A 21,125-nucleotide genomic window follows, 5' to 3' on the forward strand; every position below is an offset into this window, starting at 1 on the left:
AATTAACGTGAATACACAGCAACTGGCGAAATTACGATCCTTCATCCCGGAAATGAAACGCGTCCGGCGCATCCACTTTGTCGGTATCGGCGGCGCCGGTATGGGCGGGATAGCGGAAGTGCTGGCGAATGAAGGCTATGAGATAAGCGGGTCTGACCTGGCGCCTAATGCAGTGACAAAACAACTGACTTATCTGGGCGCGACTATTTTCTTTAATCACCGCCCTGAAAATATTGCAGATGCCAGTGTTGTTGTTGTCTCCACGGCGATTTCACAGGATAACCCTGAACTTGTCGCGGCGCGTGAAGCTCGTATTCCGGTTATCCGCCGCGCGGAAATGCTGGCAGAACTGATGCGGTTCCGTCACGGCGTGGCAATTGCCGGGACTCACGGCAAAACCACAACTACTGCGATGATCTCCGGTATTTACGGACGCGGTGGTCTGGACCCGACTTTTGTTAACGGCGGACTGGTTAAAGCTGCCGGTGTGCATGCGCGTCTGGGATCAAGCCGTTACCTGATCGCGGAAGCAGATGAAAGCGATGCCTCTTTCCTGCATCTGCAACCGATGGTGGCTGTTGTTACTAATATTGAACCGGATCACATGGACACCTATCACGGCGATTTTGAAACGCTGAAAGATACGTTCATTACATTTCTGCACAACCTGCCATTCTACGGTCTTGCGGTGGTGTGCATGGATGACCCGGTTATCCGTGAGCTTCTTCCGCGAATCGGACGTTATGTGATTACCTATGGTTTTCATGAAGATGCTGATGTACGAATCGGTAATTTTGAACAGCGCGGCGCTCAGTGTTTCTTCACGGTTTATCGTGAAAACATGCCTGATTTGCATGTGGAACTGAATGCACCGGGTCGTCATAATGTGCTGAACGCGACTGCCGCGATCGCCGTGGCGTCCGAGGAAGGCATTGCTGATGACGATATCCTTGCATCACTGCGTGAATTCCAGGGAACCGGGCGCCGGTTTGATTTCCTCGGGAATTTCCCGCTGGAACACGTTAATCAAAAACCGGGCAGTGTGATGCTGGTGGATGACTACGGACATCACCCGACAGAAGTTGATGCAACCATTAAAGCTGCACGCGCAGGCTGGCCGGATAAACGCATTGTGATGATTTTCCAGCCACACCGTTATACCCGTACGCGTGATTTATACGAAGATTTTGCTAATACGCTGGATCAGGTGGATGTTCTGCTGATGCTGGATGTGTATTCTGCCGGTGAACCTGCTATTCCGGGCGCAGACAGCCGCTCATTGTGCCGGACAATTCGTCAGCGCGGCAAGCTGGATCCTATTTTAGCCACCGATCCCGGCAAAATTTCATCCGTATTAGCACAGGTTCTTGAAGATAATGATTTAATACTGGTTCAGGGCGCCGGAAATATCGGTAAAATAGCGCGTACATTGGCTGACACAAAATTGCGGCCGGTTTTGAGTGAGGATAACTAAGAATGACTGATAAAGTCGCGGTACTGATGGGCGGTACATCCGCAGAGCGTGAAGTTTCCCTGGCGTCGGGTGCCGCTGTACTTGCCGGGTTAAAAGAAGCCGGTATTAATGCGTTTGGTGTGGATACAAAAGAGTACGCGGTTACCCGTCTGAAAGAAGATGGTTTCACCCGTGTATTTATTGCGCTGCATGGCCGCGGTGGTGAAGACGGTACATTACAGGGCTGTCTGGAACAACTCGGTATTCCTTACACCGGCAGTGGTGTCATGGCGTCCGCACTCTCAATGGATAAACTGCGCACCAAGCAACTGTGGGCGGGAGCCGGTCTGCCGATCGCACCTTATTTTGCCATCAATGCTGCCCGTTTTGCGGTTATCAGTGATGATGAATTACAGCAGGGTGTTGCACCTTTAGGTTTTCCTGTCATTGTAAAACCAAGCCTGGAAGGCTCCAGCGTGGGTATGTCCAAAGTAGACAGCGCGCAGGCATTGCGTCCGGCACTGGAACTGGCATTCAAACATGACAAAGACGTACTGATTGAAAAATGGCTGAGCGGCCCGGAATTTACCGTCGGTTTTCTCGGTGAGCAAATGCTGCCGTCTATCCGCATTCAGCCTGCTGCTGTTTTTTATGATTATGAAGCCAAATATATCTCGGATGACACGCAGTATTTCTGTCCGGGTCTTGAAGGCGCGCGGGAAACTGAAATCCGCGACCTGGCAAAAGCAGCGTATAAAGCTGTCGGCTGTGAAGGTTGGGGACGCGTGGATGTTATGCTCGACAGTGACGGACAATTTTATCTGCTGGAAGTCAATACCTCACCGGGTATGACTAACCACAGTTTAGTGCCGCAGGCGGCACGCGAGGCAGGCATGAGTTTCTCCGTGTTTGTTGCCAACGTCCTGGCACTGGCGGACTGATATGTCACAGGCTGCACTGAATATGCGTGAACCGGAGCCGGAGTTCGACGGTTCACGTCCCAGTAACGGCACTTATCTCTCCGGCCTGTTGTTTTTCCTGATTGTATTGGGAACACTGGTCTGGGGCGGTCTGATGGTGCTGAACTGGATGAAAGATGCAGACCGTCTGCCTATGTCAAAACTGGTTTTAACCGGTGAGCGGCATTACACGAAAAATGATGATGTGCGCAAAGCGGTATTATCCCTCGGGACGCCCGGCACCTTCATGACACTGGATGTCAGTGAAGTGCAGCAGCAACTGGAGCGGATCCCGTGGTTACGTCAGGTGACTGTGCGTAAGCAGTGGCCTGACGAACTGAAAATACATCTGGTGGAGTATGTGCCTTATGCACGTTGGAACGACGCCCAGATGATAGATGACGCCGGACGGGTTTTCAGCCTGCCGGTGCAACTGACTGAAAAAGAATCCTTTCCCATGCTGTACGGGGCACAGGGCAGTGAAAAGGATGTATTGAAAGGGTATCGTGAGATAGCGCAGCAACTGGCGGGCGCGCAACTGAAGCTGAAATCAGCCTCAATGTCACCACGCCATGCCTGGCAGTTGGTTCTGGATAATGATATCCGGGTTGAACTGGGGCGCCTGGATACAGAAGGGCGGTTACGACGGTTTATTGAGCTGTATCCGACGCTGACCCAGGTTCAGGACAAACGGGTCGATTATGTCGATCTCCGCTATGACAGCGGCGCTGCGGTTGGCTGGGCACCATTACAGATCGATCCTTTCGCAAACGGAAATCAGGACTTTACAGGTAAAGAAGGCAGGCAGAATAACAATGATAAAAGCAACGGATAGAAAATTAGTCGTCGGCCTTGAAATAGGCACCGCCAAAGTATCTGCGCTTGTTGGTGAAATTCTGCCGGACGGTGTGGTGAACATTATCGGGGCGGGAAACTGCCCGTCACGCGGCATGGATAAAGGCGGCGTCAATGATTTGGAGTCGGTGGTGAAATGCGTTCAGCGCACCATCGACCAGGCAGAACTGATGGCCGACTGCCAGATTTCGTCTGTCTACCTGGCGCTGTCCGGTAAGCACATCAGTTGCCAGAACGAAATCGGTATGGTGCCGATTTCAGAAGAAGAAGTGACACAGGAAGATGTGGAAAATGTCGTGCATACGGCAAAATCTGTCCGTGTCCGTGATGATCACCGTGTCCTGCATGTTATCCCGCAGGAATACGCCATCGATTATCAGGAAGGTATTAAAAATCCGGTCGGATTATCCGGCGTACGGATGCAGGCGAAAGTCCATTTGATTACCTGTCATAATGATATGGCAAAGAATATTGTGAAAGCCGTTGAACGTTGCGGACTGAAAGTGGATCAGCTGATTTTTGCCGGACTGGCATCAAGCTTTGCCGTGCTGACAGAAGATGAGCGTGAGCTGGGCGTCTGTGTGGTCGATATCGGCGGTGGCACAATGGATATTGCAATTTACACCGGTGGTGCTTTACGTCACACCAAAGTTATCCCTTATGCAGGGAATGTGGTGACCGGGGATATCGCTTACGCATTCGGCACACCGCCGAATGATGCAGAAGCGATCAAAGTCCGCCACGGCTGTGCGTTAGGGGCGCTGGTCAGTAAAGATGAAACGCTGGAAGTCCCGAGTGTCGGCGGGCGTCCGCCGCGCAGTCTCCAGCGTCAGACATTAGCTGAAGTGATTGAGCCGCGTTATACGGAATTACTCAATCTGGTTAATGATGAAATTTTGAAAGTACAGGAACAATTACGTCAGCAGGGTGTCAAACACCATTTGGCCGCTGGTATCGTGCTGACAGGTGGTGCGGCTCAGATTAACGGATTAGTTGAGTGCGCCCAGCGGGTTTTCCATACGCAGGTTCGTATCGGACAACCGCTGAATATAACCGGCTTAACGGATTATGCGCAGGAACCGTATTATTCTACAGCGGTAGGGTTACTGCATTACGGAAAAGAATCTCACCTGGTCGGCGATACCGAGACGGAAAAACGTGCCTCGGTTGGCAGTTGGTTTAAAAAATTAACGGGCTGGCTCAGAAAAGAATTTTAATTTGCATTAAGGCTGGCGATAATAGCCGCTATTGCCGCTATTAAAGAAAGGCACAAAACGGAGAGAGATTATGTTTGAACCGATGGAATTGACCAACGATGCGGTGATTAAAGTCATCGGCGTCGGTGGGGGCGGCGGTAACGCTGTTGAGCACATGGTCCGCGAACGCATTGAAGGCGTTGAGTTCTTCGCTGTGAATACGGACGCTCAGGCGCTTCGTAAAACCGCCGTCGGGCAGACTATTCAGATTGGTAACGGGATTACCAAAGGGCTGGGCGCCGGTGCTAATCCGGAAGTCGGCCGTAATGCAGCAGAAGAAGATCGTGAAGCTCTGCGCAGCGCCCTGGATGGCGCAGATATGGTATTTATCGCAGCAGGTATGGGCGGTGGTACAGGAACAGGTGCTGCACCGGTTGTGGCTGAAGTTGCAAAAGAGCTGGGTATTCTGACCGTTGCGGTCGTGACCAAGCCGTTCAACTTCGAAGGTAAAAAGCGCATGGCGTTTGCTGAGCTGGGGATCACCGAGTTATCCAAACACGTTGACTCACTGATTACCATCCCGAATGACAAACTGCTGAAAGTGCTGGGTCGTGGTATTTCACTGCTGGATGCATTTGGTGCAGCGAATGATGTATTACGTGGCGCAGTGCAGGGTATTGCAGAACTGATTACCCGCCCGGGTCTGATGAACGTTGACTTTGCGGATGTCCGCACGGTAATGTCAGAAATGGGTTATGCAATGATGGGTTCCGGTGCGGCACGCGGTGAAGACCGTGCTGAAGAGGCCGCTGAAATGGCGATCTCCAGTCCGCTTCTGGAAGATATTGACCTGTCAGGTGCGCGTGGTGTGCTGGTTAACATCACGGCGGGCTTTGACCTGCGTCTGGATGAGTTTGAAACGGTGGGTAATACTATCCGTGCATTCGCATCTGATAACGCGACCGTGGTAATCGGGACATCTTTGGATCCTGAAATGAACGATGAACTGCGTGTGACTGTGGTGGCAACGGGTATCGGCATGGACAAGCGTCCTGAAATTACGCTGGTAACCAATAAAGCTGTCCAGACCAACAACATGGAACATCGTTATGCTCAGATGCAAAACAGCATGACAACAATGGATGAAAGCAAATCCGTCGCACAGGTTGTAAACGATTCATCAGTGCAAAGTAATAAAGAGCCGGACTATTTAGATATTCCTGCCTTTTTACGTAAACAGGCTGATTAATTGCGAAAAGGTTTGCATCTCCGCTTTTTGTGCTAAACTATCTCCCCTGCTGTTAGTTTATAATAGCAGGTGAGACAGTTAATCAAACGAGACAGACACGATGATCAAACAAAGAACATTAAAGCGTATTGTTCAGGCTACGGGTGTAGGTTTACATACCGGCAAAAAAGTTACGCTGACAATGCGTCCGGCTGCGGCAAACACCGGGGTCATCTATCGCCGTACTGATCTTAATCCGCCTGTCGATTTTCCGGCAGATGCGAAATCCGTGCGTGATACGATGTTATGTACGTGTCTTGTAAATGAAGACAATGTACGTATATCCACGGTTGAACATTTAAATGCAGCACTTGCGGGGCTTGGCATTGATAACATTGTTATCGAAGTCGACGCGGCTGAAATTCCTATTATGGATGGCAGCGCGAGTCCGTTTGTGTTTCTGTTACTGGATGCGGGTATCGAGGAGCTGAACAGCGCCAAGAAATTCCTGCGTCTGAAAGAAACCGTCCGTATTGAAGATGGCGATAAGTGGGCTGAGCTCTCTCCGTTCAACGGATTCAGCTTAGATTTCACAATCGACTTTAACCATCCGGCGATTGATGCCAGCACACAGCGTTACGCGATGAATTTTTCCGCGGAAAACTTTGTGAAAGACATCAGCCGTGCGCGTACTTTCGGCTTTATGCGGGATATCGAATACCTCCAGTCCAAAGGGTTATGCCTGGGCGGAAGTTTTGATTGCGCAATCGTTGTTGACGATTACCGCGTACTGAACGAAGACGGGCTGCGTTTTGAAGACGAATTTGTTCGTCACAAAATGCTGGATGCAATTGGTGACCTGTTTATGTGCGGCCATAATATCATTGGTGCGTTTACCGCATTCAAATCCGGTCATGCACTGAACAACAAGTTATTGCAGGCTGTTCTGGCAAAAGAAAGTGCCTGGGAACTCGTCACATTTGAAGACGAAGCTCAGATGCCGGTTGCATTCCGTGCGCCGTCAACCGTACTGGCATAATCAGTGTAATGGCACCACAACTTGTTGCTCTTACACTGACACTCTTGTCACTGACGTTATTAACTAAATAACCGTCTATTTATCAGCTGCACCGGTACTCTCTCCGGCCAGTGCAGCTAATCTTTCCAGTCTTTTCCTCAGTTTTTCCGGGCTTCTCTGCGCCAGCGCTTTCAGTGCATTGGCACTTTCAGTACTTAACTGACGCCCCGGTTCCTCTCTTTTTCCGCTTCCACCCTGCAAACTGCTGTTTTTTTCTCCGGTTGATGATGATATTGACTCTGATTTCATCAATGACGGGTTGATTTTGATGTCGATGGACGATAATGATGGTAAAATCTGCTGACGTAATGCGGAACGCAGCGCGGGAAGTTCGTAACGCAGGCGGGTCATCCAGCTTGCATTCGCCACTTCCAGTATTAACAGTTGTTTGCGATAATTAGCAACACGGCATTGTGGTTGCAGTTGAGCAGGTAAAAGCGCAATTACTGTACGGTTGAGTTTCAGTAAAGTGACCGCGCGCTGTTGAATACTTTTAAGCGTATTATTATCCTGAGTGCCTTTTTCAAACAGGCTTTCAAGGGAAACTGGCTGACTATCGCGCATCACATATACTCCGGATCTCGTGAGGGAAACACTATTTTAAATCTTTGGCGGCAACTTGGCAGGCGTTATTTCTGGTGCCATCTCTTTATAGGGATCGTGGCGACCGGTTTTGGCCTGCCTGCTGTACTGACTGGTGGTGATGTTACCACAGCCGGTGCCGGGACAACACAAAACCGCCAGAGCCAGGCATTATCCGTCTTTGACAGTATTTTTCTGCAAACCTCATCACCGGCGAGAACATCACAGAGTGTTAATTACTGGCAACAGCATGCAGTGCGCAATGCTATCCGTCAGATCTCGTTTGCCTTTTCCGGACCGGAAGATGCATCTGAAGATAATTCTCCGGTAAAAAACCGCCACTCCGCTTCTGCTCAGAATATGCTGGCGGCACTGCACGCTATTTTAACCAAATCCCCGGCGCTGCCTGTTTACCATCCGGCAGTTATGCCACAGGAAATCCTTGCCGATAACCCGGTTCCTTCTTTTTCTGTTCAGTGGATAGCCCGTACGGGCGGGATCCGCGCAGGCCCTGCACAATCAGCATAATTCCCTTTTTTACATTCTTTCTATATATACCCAACCATTTTATTTACCGGGCCTGATTGAGCCTGAACAGAGATGTTTAAATATGCTAGTTAAATTACTGACCAAAATCTTCGGTAGCCGTAATGACCGTACTTTACGCCGCCTGCGTAAATCAGTTGAAGCAATAACCCGTATGGAACCTGAGTTCGAAAAACTCAGTGATGACGAATTAAAAGCAAAAACACAGGAATTCCGTGCGCGTCTTGAAAAAGGCGAATCAGAAGAGAGTATTTTACCGGAAGCGTTTGCCACTGTGCGTGAAGCCAGTAAACGTGTATTCGGTATGCGTCACTTTGATGTGCAGTTAGTCGGCGGTATGGTTCTGAATGAGCGTTGCATTGCAGAAATGCGTACAGGTGAGGGTAAAACCCTGACCGCAACACTGCCTGCCTATCTCAATGCACTGTCCGGCAAAGGGGTTCATGTCGTCACCGTGAATGACTATCTGGCACAGCGCGATGCCGAAAATAACCGTCCGCTGTTTGAATTTTTAGGGATGACGGTTGGTATTAACCTGCCGAATATGCCGGCTGTAGCAAAACGTGAAGCCTATGCAGCAGATATTACTTACGGTACTAATAATGAGTACGGTTTTGACTACCTGCGTGACAACATGGCGTTCAGCCCGGAAGAGCGTGTTCAGCGCAAACTGAATTATGCGCTGGTGGATGAGGTTGACTCCATCTTAATCGATGAAGCGCGTACCCCGCTGATTATCTCCGGTCCGGCAGAAGACAGCTCTGAGCTGTATATGAAAGTCGATAAACTGATCCCGCACCTTGTGCGCCAGGAAAAAGACGACTCAGACACATTTAAAGGTGAAGGTCACTTCTCTGTGGATGAGAAAAGCCGCCAGGTCACACTGACTGAACGCGGTCTGGTGCTGGTGGAAGAATTACTGTCAGAAGCAGGTCTGATGAATGAAGGGGAATCCCTTTACTCACCGGCCAATATTATGCTGATGCACCATGTAATGGCCGGTCTGCGTGCGCACTCTCTGTTTGTCCGCGATGTGGATTATATTGTCAGCGAAGGTGAAGTTATCATCGTTGATGAACACACCGGACGTACCATGCAGGGTCGCCGCTGGTCTGATGGTCTGCATCAGGCAGTGGAAGCGAAAGAAGGGGTGGATATTCAGAATGAAAACCAGACCCTGGCGTCGATTACATTCCAGAACTATTTCCGTTTATACACCAAACTGGCCGGTATGACCGGTACAGCGGATACGGAAGCCTTTGAATTCAGTTCAATTTATAAACTCGATACCATTGTTATTCCGACAAACCGTCCTATGATCCGTAAAGATTTACCGGATCTGGTTTATATGAATGAAGCGGATAAATTTGCCGCCATTATTGAGGATATCCGTGAGCGCACAGCAGGCGGGCAGCCGGTACTGGTCGGTACTATCTCTATCGAAAAATCAGAGCTTATTTCTAATGCACTGAAAAAAGCGAAAATTGAACACAGCGTACTGAACGCTAAATTCCATGCTATGGAAGCAGATATTGTTGAACAGGCCGGTCGTGCCGGTCACGTCACCATCGCCACCAATATGGCAGGTCGTGGTACGGATATCGTGCTGGGCGGTAGCTTGCAGGCCGATCTTAATGCACTGGATGAGCCGACAGAAGAGAATATTGCTGCTGCAAAAGCGCAATGGCAGGCGCGTCATGATGAAGTACTGGTTTCCGGTGGTCTGCATATCATCGGTACTGAGCGCCATGAATCACGTCGTATCGATAACCAGTTGCGTGGTCGTTCCGGTCGTCAGGGGGATGCGGGCTCATCCCGTTTTTATCTCTCCATGGAAGATTCACTGATGCGTATTTTTGCGTCAGACCGCGTTACCGGCATGATGCGTAAACTGGGAATGAAAGAAGGTGAGGCAATTGAGCATCCTTGGGTGACAAAAGCTATCGCCAACGCACAGCGTAAAGTGGAAAGCCGTAACTTTGACATCCGTAAACAACTTCTTGAATACGATGATGTGGCAAGTGACCAGCGCCGTGCCATTTATACCCAGCGTAATGATCTGCTGGACAGTCAGGACATCAGCGAAACTATCGACAGCATCCGTGGTGATGTCTATACAACAGTGCTTGATTCTTATATTCCGCCGCAGTCTCTGGAAGAAATGTGGGATATCGAAGGGCTGGAAAAACGTCTGGAACAGGATTTTGATTTACATCTGCCAATCAAAGAATGGCTGGATAAAGAGCCTGAGCTGCACGAAGAAACATTACGTGAGCGTATCCTTGAACAAGCTGCTGAGGTATACAAGGCGAAAGAAGAGGTTGTGGGTGCAGAGATGATGCGCCACTTTGAGAAAGGCGTGATGCTGCAAACCCTGGATACACTGTGGAAAGAGCATCTGGCGGCGATGGATTACCTGCGCCAGGGTATCCACCTGCGTGGTTATGCGCAGAAAGATCCTAAGCAGGAATATAAGCGTGAATCATTCTCTATGTTCTCTAACATGTTAGAAGCACTGAAATATGAAGTCGTCAGTACGATTTCCAAAGTTCAGGTTCGCATGCCGGAAGAAGTGGAAGTTCTGGAGCAGCGCCGCCGTGAGGAAGCAGAACGTCTGGCACAGCGCCAGCAATTCAGCCACGGAAATGACAATGCGGCACTGATGACAAAAGAGGAAGCAGAAGTTGCCTCCGGAGTCCGTAAAGTAGGTCGCAACGACCCATGCCCTTGTGGATCAGGTAAGAAATATAAGCAATGCCACGGTGCGCTGAAATAATCAGATCCCGGTAAAAGTTAAAACAGGAAGACGGGGAAACCCGTCTTTTTTATGTCAGTAAAATGGATTGGTAATCATGGAAAAACAGCACTTATTCATTGCCGCCGGTGTTATCCGTAACCCGGAAGGTGATATTTTTATTGCTCAGCGTCCGGCTGATTCACACATGGGCGGATACTGGGAATTTCCCGGTGGTAAGCTGGAAGACGGTGAGTCACCGGAACAGGCACTTGTCCGTGAATTGGATGAAGAGCTGGGCATTATTGCAACACCGGGTGTTCGGTTACAGACAGCAGAGCACGAATTTCCTGAGCGTCTGATAACGATTTATTTTTTTCTGGTTGAAGAGTGGCAGAATACACCATACGGACGGGAAGGGCAGGCAACACGCTGGGTAAAACAGCAGGATCTTATTGCAGATGAGTTTCCGCCGGCTAACCGCGGTATTGTGGCATTGCTGACGAAATAACACGTTTAACTGTATTACAGACCGGTGATGGCGGCTGTTGAACAGCCGCCCGCCGGGCTCAGTACGGAGATGTATCTTCCGGTTCACTCCAGGCTTCAGTATCAGAAAGATCACTCTGACTCGCTATCCGCTTCTCTTCTGCCGCCCATTCCCCTAAATCAATTAACTGGCAGCGTTTGCAGCAAAATGGACGATAAGCACTCTCCGGCTCCCAGACCACCTCTTTTTTACAGGTGGGGCAATTGACAATGATGGCTTCAGACATAAAGGATTTCCTTTTAACAACAGGCGATTTCAAACGGTAACTGAGTTGGTATTATACCGTGTTCGCTGTCCATATGCAGAAAACGTATTGCAAATCGCGATTTATGTCCTGAAACCTGAGGGTAGATCCGGTAGTCCACCGGAATACGCAGGCGCAGTAAATCCGCACCTTCCGCATTATCCTGATAAAACCCGTTATGACTTTCGACCGCATTGAAACGGGCGGACTGGCGCAGCAGTGTCAACAGGCTGCCGAGTGCGTTCTTCAGTGGCTGTAAGCCTTCCAGCCAGCCGCTGAGAGTGGTGTCCCGCACATCCTGTGATAAATTAAGCCACAAATGAAGGTAGGGTAAATCAAAACCACAGCAGCCACCCGGGATACTCAGCCGCTGGCGGACGATAGCAATAATTTTATCGTCTTTCAGGTGTTGTGCTATGCGGGGGGCGTTGCTCAGTGCAGCGGACTGTTGTTTTAAATCATCAGATAAACCCTGAATAAGCGCCGGATCAGCATTAGGTGCTTCGGCCCACTTCATGAGTTTCTTCTGCTGTTTTTCCAGTTCTTTTAATATTTCGGAGCGGACTTCCCCGCGATCGGTCACTTCAATAAATTCAGCGGCAGCGCGAAAAAAGGCGAGGCTGGCGGGGAGCGAATCCAGTGGTGTCAGTGTATGCATCTGTTGCAGTGACGTTTCGATACGCAGCCATGAACGGGTTCGTTCGTTTAACGGATGTTCAAAAATGACTGACTGACAAGTTTCATTCATAGTGATCCCTATTTTGGCTGACGGGCCAAAGCTAAATATTGTTCATGTAATGCGCAGACGCGGGGCATCAGGGAATCATCATTATCATGATTCGTCAGTATGTCGTCAGCAATCGCCAGGCGTTGTTCCCGGGATGCCTGTGCCTGCAACATTTTTTCAGCAAGCTCTGCGGTGACGGCATCACGGCGCATTGTCCGGGCTATTTGCTCGTGTGGGTATACATCCACAACCAGTACACGGTCAGCAAGTGGCGCTAAGTTATTTTCAGCCAGCAAAGGTACAACCCAGAGGGCATAGGGTGCAGTGACATTATGTAACTGCTGCTGTGTTTCCTGATGGATTAGCGGGTGCAGCAACTGGTTAATCCATGTTTTATCTGCCGGATTATCAAAAATTTTCCGGCGCAGGGCCGCTCTGTCGAGATGATTATCCGCAGTCAGTATGTCATGACCAAAGTGCCGGGCTATGGCCTGTAAAGCAGACGTTCCGGGTTCAACGACCCGGCGGGCAATAATGTCCGCATCAATGACGGGGACGCCGAGACGGGAAAATATATCGGCAACGGTACTTTTTCCGCTTCCGATCCCACCGGTTAACGCAACGATATAAGCCATTGTGTTCCTGTATTGATTGCAACTATAGATAAATTGTACCTGATGAATTTAATTTCGCCTATGGTAAAAATAAATTAATACAGATGTATTTCACAGGATTGATATTTAATAATTCACAATAGTTTGTTCAGACTAAAATTTCACCTAGTTTGAATAGTGGTAAATACATGGAAATTAATAAGAGAGCGACGATAATTGCCAGCAGAAAAAAATAAAGCAGGTTTAAGTATCTTAAAAAAAATGTTGAATTTGATTTAAGGCGAGAGATTTAAACCAATCTGATGTATAGGTAAAGAAATGATCAAATTTTCCGGTTGCTTCACCGGTAGCAATGAATTCACAGCATAATTCAGGAAATAGCCCGGACTGTTTAATTGATTTACTGAATGATTGCCCTCTCAGCAATTCAGCTCTGATTGTGGTTAAGGCTTGTTTGTAAAGCGGGTGTTCAGTAGTCATAATCAGGGTATCCATACCCGCTATCAGCGTAATTCCGGCACGTTGTGTTATTGCCAGCATCTGAAATATTTGTGCGGTTTGAGTATAAATAATAATATTTCCAAAAAAATGGAGCAGATAAAAAAACAGCGGGACTCTTTTATTTTTATATATGTAAATTTCTTTCGTAATACCCGATAAATGGATAAAATAATAATAAGTAAACCTGAAAGGAGTAATGCGTAGTCAGTAATTGTTTCAGAAATAAGAATTAATTGTCGGGTCAACAGAGGTAGCTCGGCATTAAATGACTGATATATTTGTGCGAATTCAGGAATAACAAAGAGAAACATAAGTGTAACCATAAGTGTGCTGACGATTAATAAGGTAACAGGATAGCGGATTGCTGTTATTAGTGATGTGCGGTGATGTTGCTGATCATGAATATGCTTTGAAATATGGTGTAAACATTCAGGTAATTTACCTGTTTCTTCACCGACAGTAATCATCTGACAATAAAAAGAATTAAATATATCAGGATACAGACTGACTCCCTGAGTGAATGTTTTCCCCTGTTGTAATTGCCGGGTAAGATCATCAATAACCTGTTTCCAGAGCGGAAGCCGACATTCATTGTGAAGTAATACCAGCGCCCGTAACAGCGGCAACCCGGAAATAAGTAATGTTGCCAGTTGCTGTGTGAAATGCGGTAAATACAATTTTTCTTTGTGTGAATATGCCAGACGGCTGTGGCAGCGGAGTGAAACAGGTGTGATACTCTGCGAAATTAACTGGTGCATGGCTTCATTTTCTGTACGGGAAAGAATAGTACCGGACAGGATCTGATTAAGTTGTGTCAGACCGGACCAGTGATAAAGCCGGAAAATACGCATAGCATCACTCCTGTTTGTCAGGTCTCCTCAGATATCCTGCATATAATGAATTTCACTGAGTGTGGTTATGCCTGCCTCCGCCAGTTTGATACCTGCATCAAACAGGGAGTCAGGCGTGGTGCGGAGAGCGGGGGATATATTCTCAGTACATTCCGGTTCCCGCGCGTAAAACATGGTTCTCCCTGCGGGCGGGTTATCTTCCGGTGCCAGAAAGGCAAAGCAGGCGGTACGCCCGTAAAAACCGGAAAAACAGTCCCCGCATCCGTTTGCCTGCCACACAGTAATATTACGGATTTCCCCGTTGTGCCGTGTTACGGGCACCGGTTCTGATACCGGTGTTTTGCAGTGCGGGCACAGAACTCTGACTAATCGCTGGGCGATAACCAGTTTGATGCAGGTCCGGATAAAATAGTCATCAATACCCAGTTGTTGTAAACGGGAAAAGGTGTCTTCCGGAGAATTGGTATGCAGTGTGGACAGTACAAGGTGCCCGGTATGAGCCGCTTTAATCGCCATCTCTGCGGTGGCTTTATCCCTTATCTCACCAACCATGATGACATCAGGGTCCTGACGCAGAAGTGCGCGCAGTATAGTGGCAAAACCCAGTTCAATTTTCGGATTGATTTGTGTCTGCGTTATACCCCGCAGCGGAATTTCCACCGGGTCCTCAACACTGCAGATATTCCGGTTGTTTTGATTCAGATATTGCAGGCAGCCATAAAGTGTGGCGGTTTTACCGCTACCGGTCGGGCCTGTCAGCAGAATAATTCCCTGAGAACCATTCAACTGCGTGTGAAGTGTTGTCAACTGTGTCGCGGTCAGCCCGGATTTTTCCAGCGCCAGGTTTTGTGAGGTGCTCAGCAGACGAAGTACGATTTTTTCACCATAGATAGTCGGCAGTGTGGCGATACGCACGGCATAACGGACATCCCTTTCCAGCCATTCAAACTGACCATCCTGGGGTAACCTTTTTTCGGCAATATCAAGACCTGCAATAATTTTCAGTCTTATAGATATTTCACTGCTGATTTCCGGCGGTGGTGAGTTCAGTGTATGCAGTTGTCCGTCTATCCGCGCGCGGATCCGGTAACCTTGATGTATTGGTTCTATATGGATATCAGAGGCCCGTTTGGCAATGGCATGTGTTATCAGCTGATTCACAAACCGGACTGCCGCAGATTGCTGCTCTGCGGGATAATAATCTGCATCAGTCCGGGGGGGCTGGCTCTGCTGATGGTGAGCCTGCGGTGGATGACAACGCAGCAACGGGTGCCGCTTGTGACCGGAGCCGGTTTGCCGGAGAACTGGGCCCCGGTGATACGCCCGGAAAAAGTACCGGTTCCGGCAATGGTGTATTCTGCCGGCAATAGGCCAGTTTTTCACTGTGCCATAATTCAATATCAACGCGTTTCCCCGCAAGAAAACGGATGGCGGAAACAACATCCCTGCGGGGTTGTTGTGCGGCGGCTATCCGGACCGCATCCGGATTATAGTCAATCAGCATCAGCTCATTCCGTTCACAGAGAGCATGAACCTCAGCAAATAAAAGCTGGTCTTCCCCGTACAAGTGGGTAACGGGAGATACAGTACCCGGTTGCATAATGAATTCCTTTTCATATCAGTATGTTATTTTATGACATCGAGACAAAGTTTTTTCAGGCTTTCCTGAGGGGATTCACAGGCTGTTGTCCAGCGGGTGACTCCGTTCGCGTTGTTTCCGGCCGGTGTTGCGGTAAGTGTGAGGGAGGCGAGTGAACTGTTTCCCTCCGCTGAGATAACCCCGTTTTCAGCTTTAATTGTCCGGAGGTAACGCCCGGGTGAATCTTCAGGAATCGTTCCCTGACCACTGTTGCATCCGGCAAATAACGGGCTGTCAAAACTGCACAGCTCAATGCCGGTTTTAAATGCAGTGACGGTACGCAAAACATCGATAAGTGCGGCTTTGCGAATATAGTTTTGATAGCCGGGAACGGCTATCGCACTGAGAACAGCGACAATGGCAACAACGACCATCACTTCAATCAGGGTAAATCCGTGTTGATTCATACTGGCTCCTTTGTGTGTGAATGTGTATGTGAACGGGTTACTTAATTAGCGTGATGCACTTTATTCAATGACGGATCAGCAAAAAAGAGAGGTATATGTTTTTTTCGGTACGGATGGAAAACTGTGATGTAATAATGAAATTCAGCAAATTTTTTTGCGTTCTGAGCCGCAGAAAAAAGCGCGGGAAATTCAGGATATTCCTGACGGGGGCTCCGTTGCGTATACTGAGCAGCACAAATTTGTACTTACTATCCGGTTCAGCAGACAGACTATGTTCACAGGAGAGCAGATGGAAATTAAGGAAGGCAGACTGACAGTCGCCCGGCAGGTTATTTCACCGCACTGTGATACCCGCCCGGCAGATACGGTTCCCCGCCTGTTGGTTATCCACAATATCAGTCTGCCGCCGGGGCAATTTGGCGGCCCGTATATTGATCAGCTTTTTCAGGGAACATTGGATCCGGATGAGCATCCGTTTTTTGCTGAAATTCAGGCTCTGCGGGTATCAGCACACTGTCTTATCCGTCGTACCGGGGAGATTGTTCAGTATGTTCCGTTTCATAAGCGCGCCTGGCATGCGGGGCTTTCCTGTTATCAGGGAACAGAAAAATGTAATGATTTTTCTGTCGGAATTGAACTGGAGGGGACGGATACACAGGCGTTTACGGATGAGCAGTATCAGGCGCTGGCGCAGGTGACACAGGCGCTTTTATCTTACTATCCGCAAATAAAAGGGCACATTACCGGACACAGTGATATTGCCCCCGGGCGTAAGACGGATCCGGGCCCGTATTTTGACTGGAATCGATACCGGAAGTCATTGGCACAGACAGATACGCCTGCCACATTGCCGGTAAAATAGCGCAGAGACGGGTAAAAAAGGAGAAGTGAAAAACTACCTGTTTATGTATTTCCGGCTAAAATCAGTACAGCAGCAATATATTGCCAAATTTTTATTACTGCCAATGATAGTTACGGGCGTTGCGGGTAAGTAAGTGTGACGGCCGGTGATATCTGCGCTTATTTTGAGCGGCTAAAAATGCATAATAAAAGCTTAAATATTCACTTGGTTGGTTACTGTAACGGTTCAGTTTGCGTATTTATCTGAATTTTAAACGTTAAATCCTGTAACATCTGCGATACGACATGTAGCCGTATCGGTTATCAATTTATGCTAATTTTTAAAATAAATTGTTAAAACTTGCAGGTTTTTATGATTTAGCTCAAGGTCTTTATAGACAGTTGGTGAATACTTTGTTACTTTAAGAGCCTGTAAAAAGGAATTGGTATTACCAATTGACTACAAACCCATGAAGCACTATTTATCCATATCGATGGTTCTGATGCAATTATGGCTTACAGCAAAATCCGCCAACCTAAATTAGCCGACGTGATCGAACGGCGCCTGGAACACTTAATCCTCGATGGCTCTTTAAGCCCGGGGGAGAAGCTTCCGCCTGAACGCGAGCTGGCCAAACAGTTCGATGTCTCACGTCCCTCACTGCGCGAAGCAATTCAAAAACTTGAAGCGAAAGGCTTTTTGCTGCGCAGACAAGGCGGCGGCACATTTGTACAGAATAATCTCTGGCAAAGCTTCAGCGATCCGCTTGTCCAATTACTTGAAGGGCACCCGGAATCCCAGTTTGATCTGCTCGAAACCCGCCATGCCCTTGAGGGTATCGCTGCCTATTATGCGGCACTGCGCGGAACTGAAGCCGATTTTATCCGTATCCGCAGCAGCCATCAGGCGATTATTGATGCCAGTAATGAAGGCAATGTGGATACCGAATCTCACGCGGTACTTCAATATCAGCTGATTGTGACAGAAGCGGCACATAATGTTGTGCTTCTGCATTTATTACGCAGTATGGTGCCGATGCTGGAAAAAAATATCCGGCAGAATTTTGAATTTCTTTATACCCGGAAAGAGATGCTGATGATGGTCAGTGAGCACCGGGAGCAGGTTTTCCAGGCCATCATGGGACGGTCGCCGGAGAAGGCGAGGGAAGCATCCCACCGCCATCTGGCGTTCCTGGAAGATGTATTGCTGGATATGAGCCGTGAACATACCCGACGGGAACGTTCATTGCGTCGTCTTCAGCAGTACATGGAATAAGTAACATTTTTGGGGTTTACAGATCCGAATGCTGCGTCTGTAAGCTGACCTTAGCATCAGCGGCAATATATAGCCGGGCCTATCTTCACGTCGCCCGTCACGAATGGCGTGAAACGTGAAGATAGGCTCCGAATACATCAGAAACAAATAAACTATAAGGAATACACCATGTCAGACATTTTGAACAATGACGTGGATCCGATCGAAACTCGCGACTGGTTACAGGCGATCGAATCGGTCATCCGTGAAGAAGGTGTTGAGCGTGCACAGTTCCTGATCGATCAGGTTCTGAATACTGCACGTCAGGGCGGTGTTAGTGTTGCAGCAGGTGCTGTAAACCGTAACTATATCAACACGATTCCTGTTGAGGATGAACCAGCTTACCCGGGCAACCTTGAGCTGGAGCGCCGGATTCGTTCAGCTATCCGCTGGAATGCGGTCATGATGGTTCTGCGTGCATCCAAGAAAGACCTGGATCTGGGCGGCCACATGGCATCTTACCAGTCTGCTGCAACCATGTATGAAGTGTGCTTTAACCACTTCTTCCGTGCGCAGAACGCGAAAGACGGCGGTGATGTTATTTTCTTCCAGGGCCACTTAAGCCCGGGTTACTACGCACGCGCATTTATGGAAGGTCGTCTGACTGAAGAGCAACTGAACAACTTCCGTCAGGAAATTGACGGTAAAGGTCTGCCTTCATATCCGCATCCTAAACTGATGCCAAACTTCTGGCAGTTCCCGACCGTTTCTATGGGTCTGGGGCCGTTGTCTGCAATTTATCAGGCTAAGTTCCTGAAATACCTTGATAACCGTGGTCTGAAAGACACCTCAGAACAAACCGTTTATGCCTTCCTGGGCGACGGTGAGATGGATGAGCCGGAATCTAAAGGTGCGATTAACATCGCAGTCCGTGAAAGCCTGGATAACCTGATTTTTGTTATCAACTGTAACCTGCAGCGCCTTGACGGCCCTGTAAACGGTAACGGTAAAATCGTTAACGAAATGGAAGGTATGTTCTCCGGCGCGGGCTGGCAGGTCATTAAAGTCATGTGGGGCGGTCGCTGGGATGAACTGCTGAAGAAAGATACCAGCGGTAAACTTATCCAGCTGATGAACGAAACCGTTGATGGTGACTACCAGACCTTCAAATCAAAAGACGGTGCTTACGTTCGCGAAAACTTCTTCAATCGTTACCCGGAAACAGCTGCATTGGTCAAAGACTGGACTGATGAGCAGATCTTCGCACTGAACCGCGGTGGTCACGATCCTAAGAAAATGTTCGCAGCACTGAAAAAAGCGCATGACACCAAAGGCAAACCAACACTGATCCTGGCCCAGACCGTTAAAGGTTATGGCATGGGTGACACTGCTGAAGGTAAAAACATCGCGCACCAGGTGAAGAAAATGAACATGGACGGCGTCCGCCATCTCCGTGATCGTTTCGACATCAATGTTGCTGATGACCAACTGGAAAAACTGCCGTTCATCAAGTTTGACGAAAACTCTGAAGAGCAGAAATACATGATGTCACATCGTGAAGCGCTGCATGGTTCAGTTCCTTCACGTCGTTCGCACTTTGATGAAAAACTGGATATTCCTGCACTGAGCGATTTCAGCCAGTTACTGGAAGAGCAGAATAAAGACATCTCCACCACCATTGCATTCGTGCGCGCACTGAATGTAATGCTGAAAAACAAATCCATCAAAGAGCGTATCGTTCCGATTGTTGCGGATGAAGCACGTACCTTTGGTATGGAAGGTCTGTTCCGTCAGATCGGTATTTACAACTCCAAAGGTCAGCTGTACACCCCGCAGGACCGTGAGCAGGTTGCCTATTACCGTGAAGATGTGAAAGGTCAGATTCTGCAGGAAGGTATCAACGAACTGGGTGCCGGCGCATCCTGGTTAGCGGCTGCGACATCTTACAGCACCAATAACCTGCCGATGATCCCGTTCTACATTTACTATTCAATGTTCGGTTTCCAGCGTATCGGTGACCTGATGTGGATGGCAGGCGACCAGCAGGCGCGCGGCTTCCTGATCGGCGGTACATCCGGTCGTACCACACTGAATGGTGAAGGCTTACAGCATGAAGATGGTCACAGCCACATTCAGTCACTGACTATCCCTAACTGCCTCTCTTATGACCCGTCTTTCGCTTATGAAGTTGCGGTTATCATGCAGAATGGTTTAGAGCGTATGTATGGTGAAGCTCAGGAAAACATCTATTACTACATCACCACACTGAACGAAAACTATCACATGCCTGCTATGCCGGAAGGTGTCGAGGAAGGTATCCGTAAAGGTATCTATAAACTCGAAACACTGACAGGCGACAAAGGTAAAGTTCAGTTACTGGGTTCAGGTGCGATTCTGCGTCACGTGCGTGAAGCGGGCCAGATCCTGTCTTCTGAGTACGGCATCAGCTCTGATATCTACAGTGTTACCTCGTTCACCGAGCTGGCACGCGAAGGTCAGGATTGTGATCGCTGGAATATGCTGCATCCGTCAGAAACACCACGCGTGCCTTACATCGCTCAGGTGATGAATAACGCACCTGCGGTTGCATCTACTGACTGGATGAAACTGTACGCTGAACAGGTTCGTTCTTATGTGCCTGCAAGCGACTACCGCGTTCTGGGTACTGATGGTTATGGTCGTTCAGACAGCCGCGATAATCTGCGTCATCACTTTGAAATTGATGCCGGTTATGTTGTTGTTGCTGCACTGGGTGAACTGGCTAAACGTGGCGAAGTTGAAGTGAAAGTGGTTGAAGAAGCCATTAAGAAATTCAGCATCAATCCGGAAAAAGTTAACCCGCGCGTGGCATAAGAGGTAATTATTA

At 48.6% G+C, this 21,125-nt stretch carries 21 protein-coding genes; 12 read left to right on the forward strand and 9 right to left on the reverse strand.

Annotation, left to right across the window (positions count from 1 at the left end):
• The first annotated feature begins 7 nt into the window (after window positions 1–7).
• The 6 genes from murC (at window position 8) to lpxC (ending at window position 6,730) form a co-directional block, all read left to right on the forward strand.
• On the forward strand, window positions 8–1,474 hold the full coding sequence (gene murC / locus AYY16_RS00230; protein ID WP_067360520.1) for a UDP-N-acetylmuramate--L-alanine ligase: 1,467 nt from the start codon (window positions 8–10) through the stop codon (window positions 1,472–1,474).
• Window positions 1,475–1,476: 2 nt separating this feature from the next.
• Window positions 1,477–2,394, forward strand: coding sequence for a D-alanine--D-alanine ligase (locus tag AYY16_RS00235; RefSeq protein ID WP_067360523.1), 918 nt, complete (start codon window positions 1,477–1,479; stop codon window positions 2,392–2,394).
• 1 nt (window position 2,395) lies between these two features.
• Window positions 2,396–3,247 (forward strand): cell division protein FtsQ, encoded by an 852-nt coding sequence (gene ftsQ, locus AYY16_RS00240; RefSeq protein ID WP_067360526.1) that lies wholly within the window; start codon window positions 2,396–2,398, stop codon window positions 3,245–3,247.
• A complete protein-coding gene (gene ftsA, locus AYY16_RS00245; protein ID WP_067360529.1) occupies window positions 3,228–4,484 on the forward strand; it encodes a cell division protein FtsA in 1,257 nt (418 codons plus the stop codon). The genes ftsQ and ftsA overlap by 20 nt, the downstream gene beginning before the upstream one ends.
• Window positions 4,485–4,554: 70 nt before the next feature.
• Window positions 4,555–5,712 (forward strand): cell division protein FtsZ, encoded by a 1,158-nt coding sequence (gene ftsZ / locus AYY16_RS00250; RefSeq protein WP_067360533.1) that lies wholly within the window; start codon window positions 4,555–4,557, stop codon window positions 5,710–5,712.
• Window positions 5,713–5,812: 100 nt separating this feature from the next.
• Window positions 5,813–6,730, forward strand: a complete 918-nt coding sequence (gene lpxC, locus AYY16_RS00255) for a UDP-3-O-acyl-N-acetylglucosamine deacetylase (RefSeq protein ID WP_067360536.1) — start codon at window positions 5,813–5,815, stop codon at window positions 6,728–6,730.
• A 75-nt stretch (window positions 6,731–6,805) separates the two neighbouring features.
• Here lpxC and AYY16_RS00260 read toward each other — a convergent pair whose 3' ends face one another.
• Window positions 6,806–7,333 (reverse strand): DUF721 domain-containing protein, encoded by a 528-nt coding sequence (locus AYY16_RS00260; protein ID WP_067360539.1) that lies wholly within the window; start codon window positions 7,331–7,333, stop codon window positions 6,806–6,808.
• Between the two features lie 33 nt (window positions 7,334–7,366).
• On the opposite strand from AYY16_RS00260, the gene secM reads away from it, so the two are divergent.
• From secM to mutT, 3 genes are all read left to right on the forward strand, one after another.
• Complete coding sequence (gene secM / locus AYY16_RS00265; RefSeq protein ID WP_082970644.1) at window positions 7,367–7,879, forward strand: secA translation cis-regulator SecM; 513 nt, start codon at window positions 7,367–7,369, stop codon at window positions 7,877–7,879.
• A gap of 82 nt (window positions 7,880–7,961) precedes the next feature.
• Window positions 7,962–10,673 (forward strand): preprotein translocase subunit SecA, encoded by a 2,712-nt coding sequence (gene secA / locus AYY16_RS00270; RefSeq protein WP_067360542.1) that lies wholly within the window; start codon window positions 7,962–7,964, stop codon window positions 10,671–10,673.
• A gap of 76 nt (window positions 10,674–10,749) precedes the next feature.
• Window positions 10,750–11,142 carry an 8-oxo-dGTP diphosphatase MutT gene (gene mutT, locus AYY16_RS00275; RefSeq protein ID WP_067360545.1) on the forward strand — a complete coding sequence of 131 codons (393 nt, stop codon included), beginning with the start codon at window positions 10,750–10,752 and terminating at the stop codon, window positions 11,140–11,142.
• Between the two features lie 58 nt (window positions 11,143–11,200).
• Here mutT and yacG read toward each other — a convergent pair whose 3' ends face one another.
• The 8 genes from yacG to ppdD form a co-directional block, all read right to left on the reverse strand.
• Window positions 11,201–11,407: a DNA gyrase inhibitor YacG gene (gene yacG / locus AYY16_RS00280; protein ID WP_067360548.1), complete on the reverse strand. Its 207-nt coding sequence runs from the start codon at window positions 11,405–11,407 to the stop codon at window positions 11,201–11,203.
• A gap of 13 nt (window positions 11,408–11,420) precedes the next feature.
• Window positions 11,421–12,173: a cell division protein ZapD gene (gene zapD / locus AYY16_RS00285; protein WP_067360551.1), complete on the reverse strand. Its 753-nt coding sequence runs from the start codon at window positions 12,171–12,173 to the stop codon at window positions 11,421–11,423.
• 8 nt (window positions 12,174–12,181) lie between these two features.
• The gene (gene coaE, locus AYY16_RS00290; RefSeq protein ID WP_067360554.1) at window positions 12,182–12,787 is read right to left on the reverse strand and encodes a dephospho-CoA kinase; all 606 of its coding nucleotides are present in this window, start codon (window positions 12,785–12,787) and stop codon (window positions 12,182–12,184) included.
• A 231-nt stretch (window positions 12,788–13,018) separates the two neighbouring features.
• On the reverse strand, window positions 13,019–13,306 hold the full coding sequence (locus tag AYY16_RS20680) for a type II secretion system F family protein (protein WP_328585657.1): 288 nt from the start codon (window positions 13,304–13,306) through the stop codon (window positions 13,019–13,021).
• Window positions 13,294–14,118: a type II secretion system F family protein gene (locus AYY16_RS00295; RefSeq protein ID WP_235846171.1), complete on the reverse strand. Its 825-nt coding sequence runs from the start codon at window positions 14,116–14,118 to the stop codon at window positions 13,294–13,296. Before AYY16_RS00295 ends, AYY16_RS20680 begins: the two co-directional genes overlap by 13 nt.
• Before the next feature lie 27 nt (window positions 14,119–14,145).
• On the reverse strand, window positions 14,146–15,384 hold the full coding sequence (locus AYY16_RS00300) for an ATPase, T2SS/T4P/T4SS family (protein ID WP_235846172.1): 1,239 nt from the start codon (window positions 15,382–15,384) through the stop codon (window positions 14,146–14,148).
• Window positions 15,326–15,718 (reverse strand): hypothetical protein, encoded by a 393-nt coding sequence (locus tag AYY16_RS20685; RefSeq protein WP_235846173.1) that lies wholly within the window; start codon window positions 15,716–15,718, stop codon window positions 15,326–15,328. Before AYY16_RS20685 ends, AYY16_RS00300 begins: the two co-directional genes overlap by 59 nt.
• A gap of 26 nt (window positions 15,719–15,744) precedes the next feature.
• The gene (gene ppdD, locus AYY16_RS00305) at window positions 15,745–16,164 is read right to left on the reverse strand and encodes a prepilin peptidase-dependent pilin (protein WP_067360557.1); all 420 of its coding nucleotides are present in this window, start codon (window positions 16,162–16,164) and stop codon (window positions 15,745–15,747) included.
• Between the two features lie 289 nt (window positions 16,165–16,453).
• Here ppdD and ampD point away from each other — a divergent pair, with 289 nt between their 5' ends.
• The 3 genes from ampD (at window position 16,454) to aceE (ending at window position 21,112) form a co-directional block, all read left to right on the forward strand.
• Window positions 16,454–17,026 (forward strand): 1,6-anhydro-N-acetylmuramyl-L-alanine amidase AmpD, encoded by a 573-nt coding sequence (ampD, locus tag AYY16_RS00310; RefSeq protein WP_067364485.1) that lies wholly within the window; start codon window positions 16,454–16,456, stop codon window positions 17,024–17,026.
• 489 nt (window positions 17,027–17,515) lie between these two features.
• On the forward strand, window positions 17,516–18,280 hold the full coding sequence (gene pdhR, locus AYY16_RS00315) for a pyruvate dehydrogenase complex transcriptional repressor PdhR (protein ID WP_067360560.1): 765 nt from the start codon (window positions 17,516–17,518) through the stop codon (window positions 18,278–18,280).
• 168 nt (window positions 18,281–18,448) lie between these two features.
• Window positions 18,449–21,112 carry a pyruvate dehydrogenase (acetyl-transferring), homodimeric type gene (gene aceE / locus AYY16_RS00320; RefSeq protein WP_067360563.1) on the forward strand — a complete coding sequence of 888 codons (2,664 nt, stop codon included), beginning with the start codon at window positions 18,449–18,451 and terminating at the stop codon, window positions 21,110–21,112.
• Window positions 21,113–21,125 lie beyond the last annotated feature (13 nt).

Source organism: Morganella psychrotolerans (genome assembly GCF_001676155.1).
Classification (GTDB): Bacteria; Pseudomonadota; Gammaproteobacteria; order Enterobacterales; family Enterobacteriaceae; genus Morganella; species Morganella psychrotolerans.

Coding starts and splice junctions, on each gene's coding strand:
- AYY16_RS00235 (WP_067360523.1), top strand. CDS start 1,477: ATGACTGATAAAGTCGCGGTACTGATGGGCGGTACATCCGCAGAGCGT.
- ftsQ (WP_067360526.1), top strand. CDS start 2,396: ATGTCACAGGCTGCACTGAATATGCGTGAACCGGAGCCGGAGTTCGAC.
- ftsA (WP_067360529.1), top strand. CDS start 3,228: ATGATAAAAGCAACGGATAGAAAATTAGTCGTCGGCCTTGAAATAGGC.
- ftsZ (WP_067360533.1), top strand. CDS start 4,555: ATGTTTGAACCGATGGAATTGACCAACGATGCGGTGATTAAAGTCATC.
- lpxC (WP_067360536.1), top strand. CDS start 5,813: ATGATCAAACAAAGAACATTAAAGCGTATTGTTCAGGCTACGGGTGTA.
- AYY16_RS00260 (WP_067360539.1), bottom strand. CDS start 7,333: ATGCGCGATAGTCAGCCAGTTTCCCTTGAAAGCCTGTTTGAAAAAGGC.
- secA (WP_067360542.1), top strand. CDS start 7,962: ATGCTAGTTAAATTACTGACCAAAATCTTCGGTAGCCGTAATGACCGT.
- mutT (WP_067360545.1), top strand. CDS start 10,750: ATGGAAAAACAGCACTTATTCATTGCCGCCGGTGTTATCCGTAACCCG.
- yacG (WP_067360548.1), bottom strand. CDS start 11,407: ATGTCTGAAGCCATCATTGTCAATTGCCCCACCTGTAAAAAAGAGGTG.
- zapD (WP_067360551.1), bottom strand. CDS start 12,173: ATGAATGAAACTTGTCAGTCAGTCATTTTTGAACATCCGTTAAACGAA.
- coaE (WP_067360554.1), bottom strand. CDS start 12,787: ATGGCTTATATCGTTGCGTTAACCGGTGGGATCGGAAGCGGAAAAAGT.
- AYY16_RS20680 (WP_328585657.1), bottom strand. CDS start 13,306: ATGCTGGCAATAACACAACGTGCCGGAATTACGCTGATAGCGGGTATG.
- AYY16_RS00295 (WP_235846171.1), bottom strand. CDS start 14,118: ATGCGTATTTTCCGGCTTTATCACTGGTCCGGTCTGACACAACTTAAT.
- AYY16_RS20685 (WP_235846173.1), bottom strand. CDS start 15,718: ATGCAACCGGGTACTGTATCTCCCGTTACCCACTTGTACGGGGAAGAC.
- ppdD (WP_067360557.1), bottom strand. CDS start 16,164: ATGAATCAACACGGATTTACCCTGATTGAAGTGATGGTCGTTGTTGCC.
- ampD (WP_067364485.1), top strand. CDS start 16,454: ATGGAAATTAAGGAAGGCAGACTGACAGTCGCCCGGCAGGTTATTTCA.
- pdhR (WP_067360560.1), top strand. CDS start 17,516: ATGGCTTACAGCAAAATCCGCCAACCTAAATTAGCCGACGTGATCGAA.
- aceE (WP_067360563.1), top strand. CDS start 18,449: ATGTCAGACATTTTGAACAATGACGTGGATCCGATCGAAACTCGCGAC.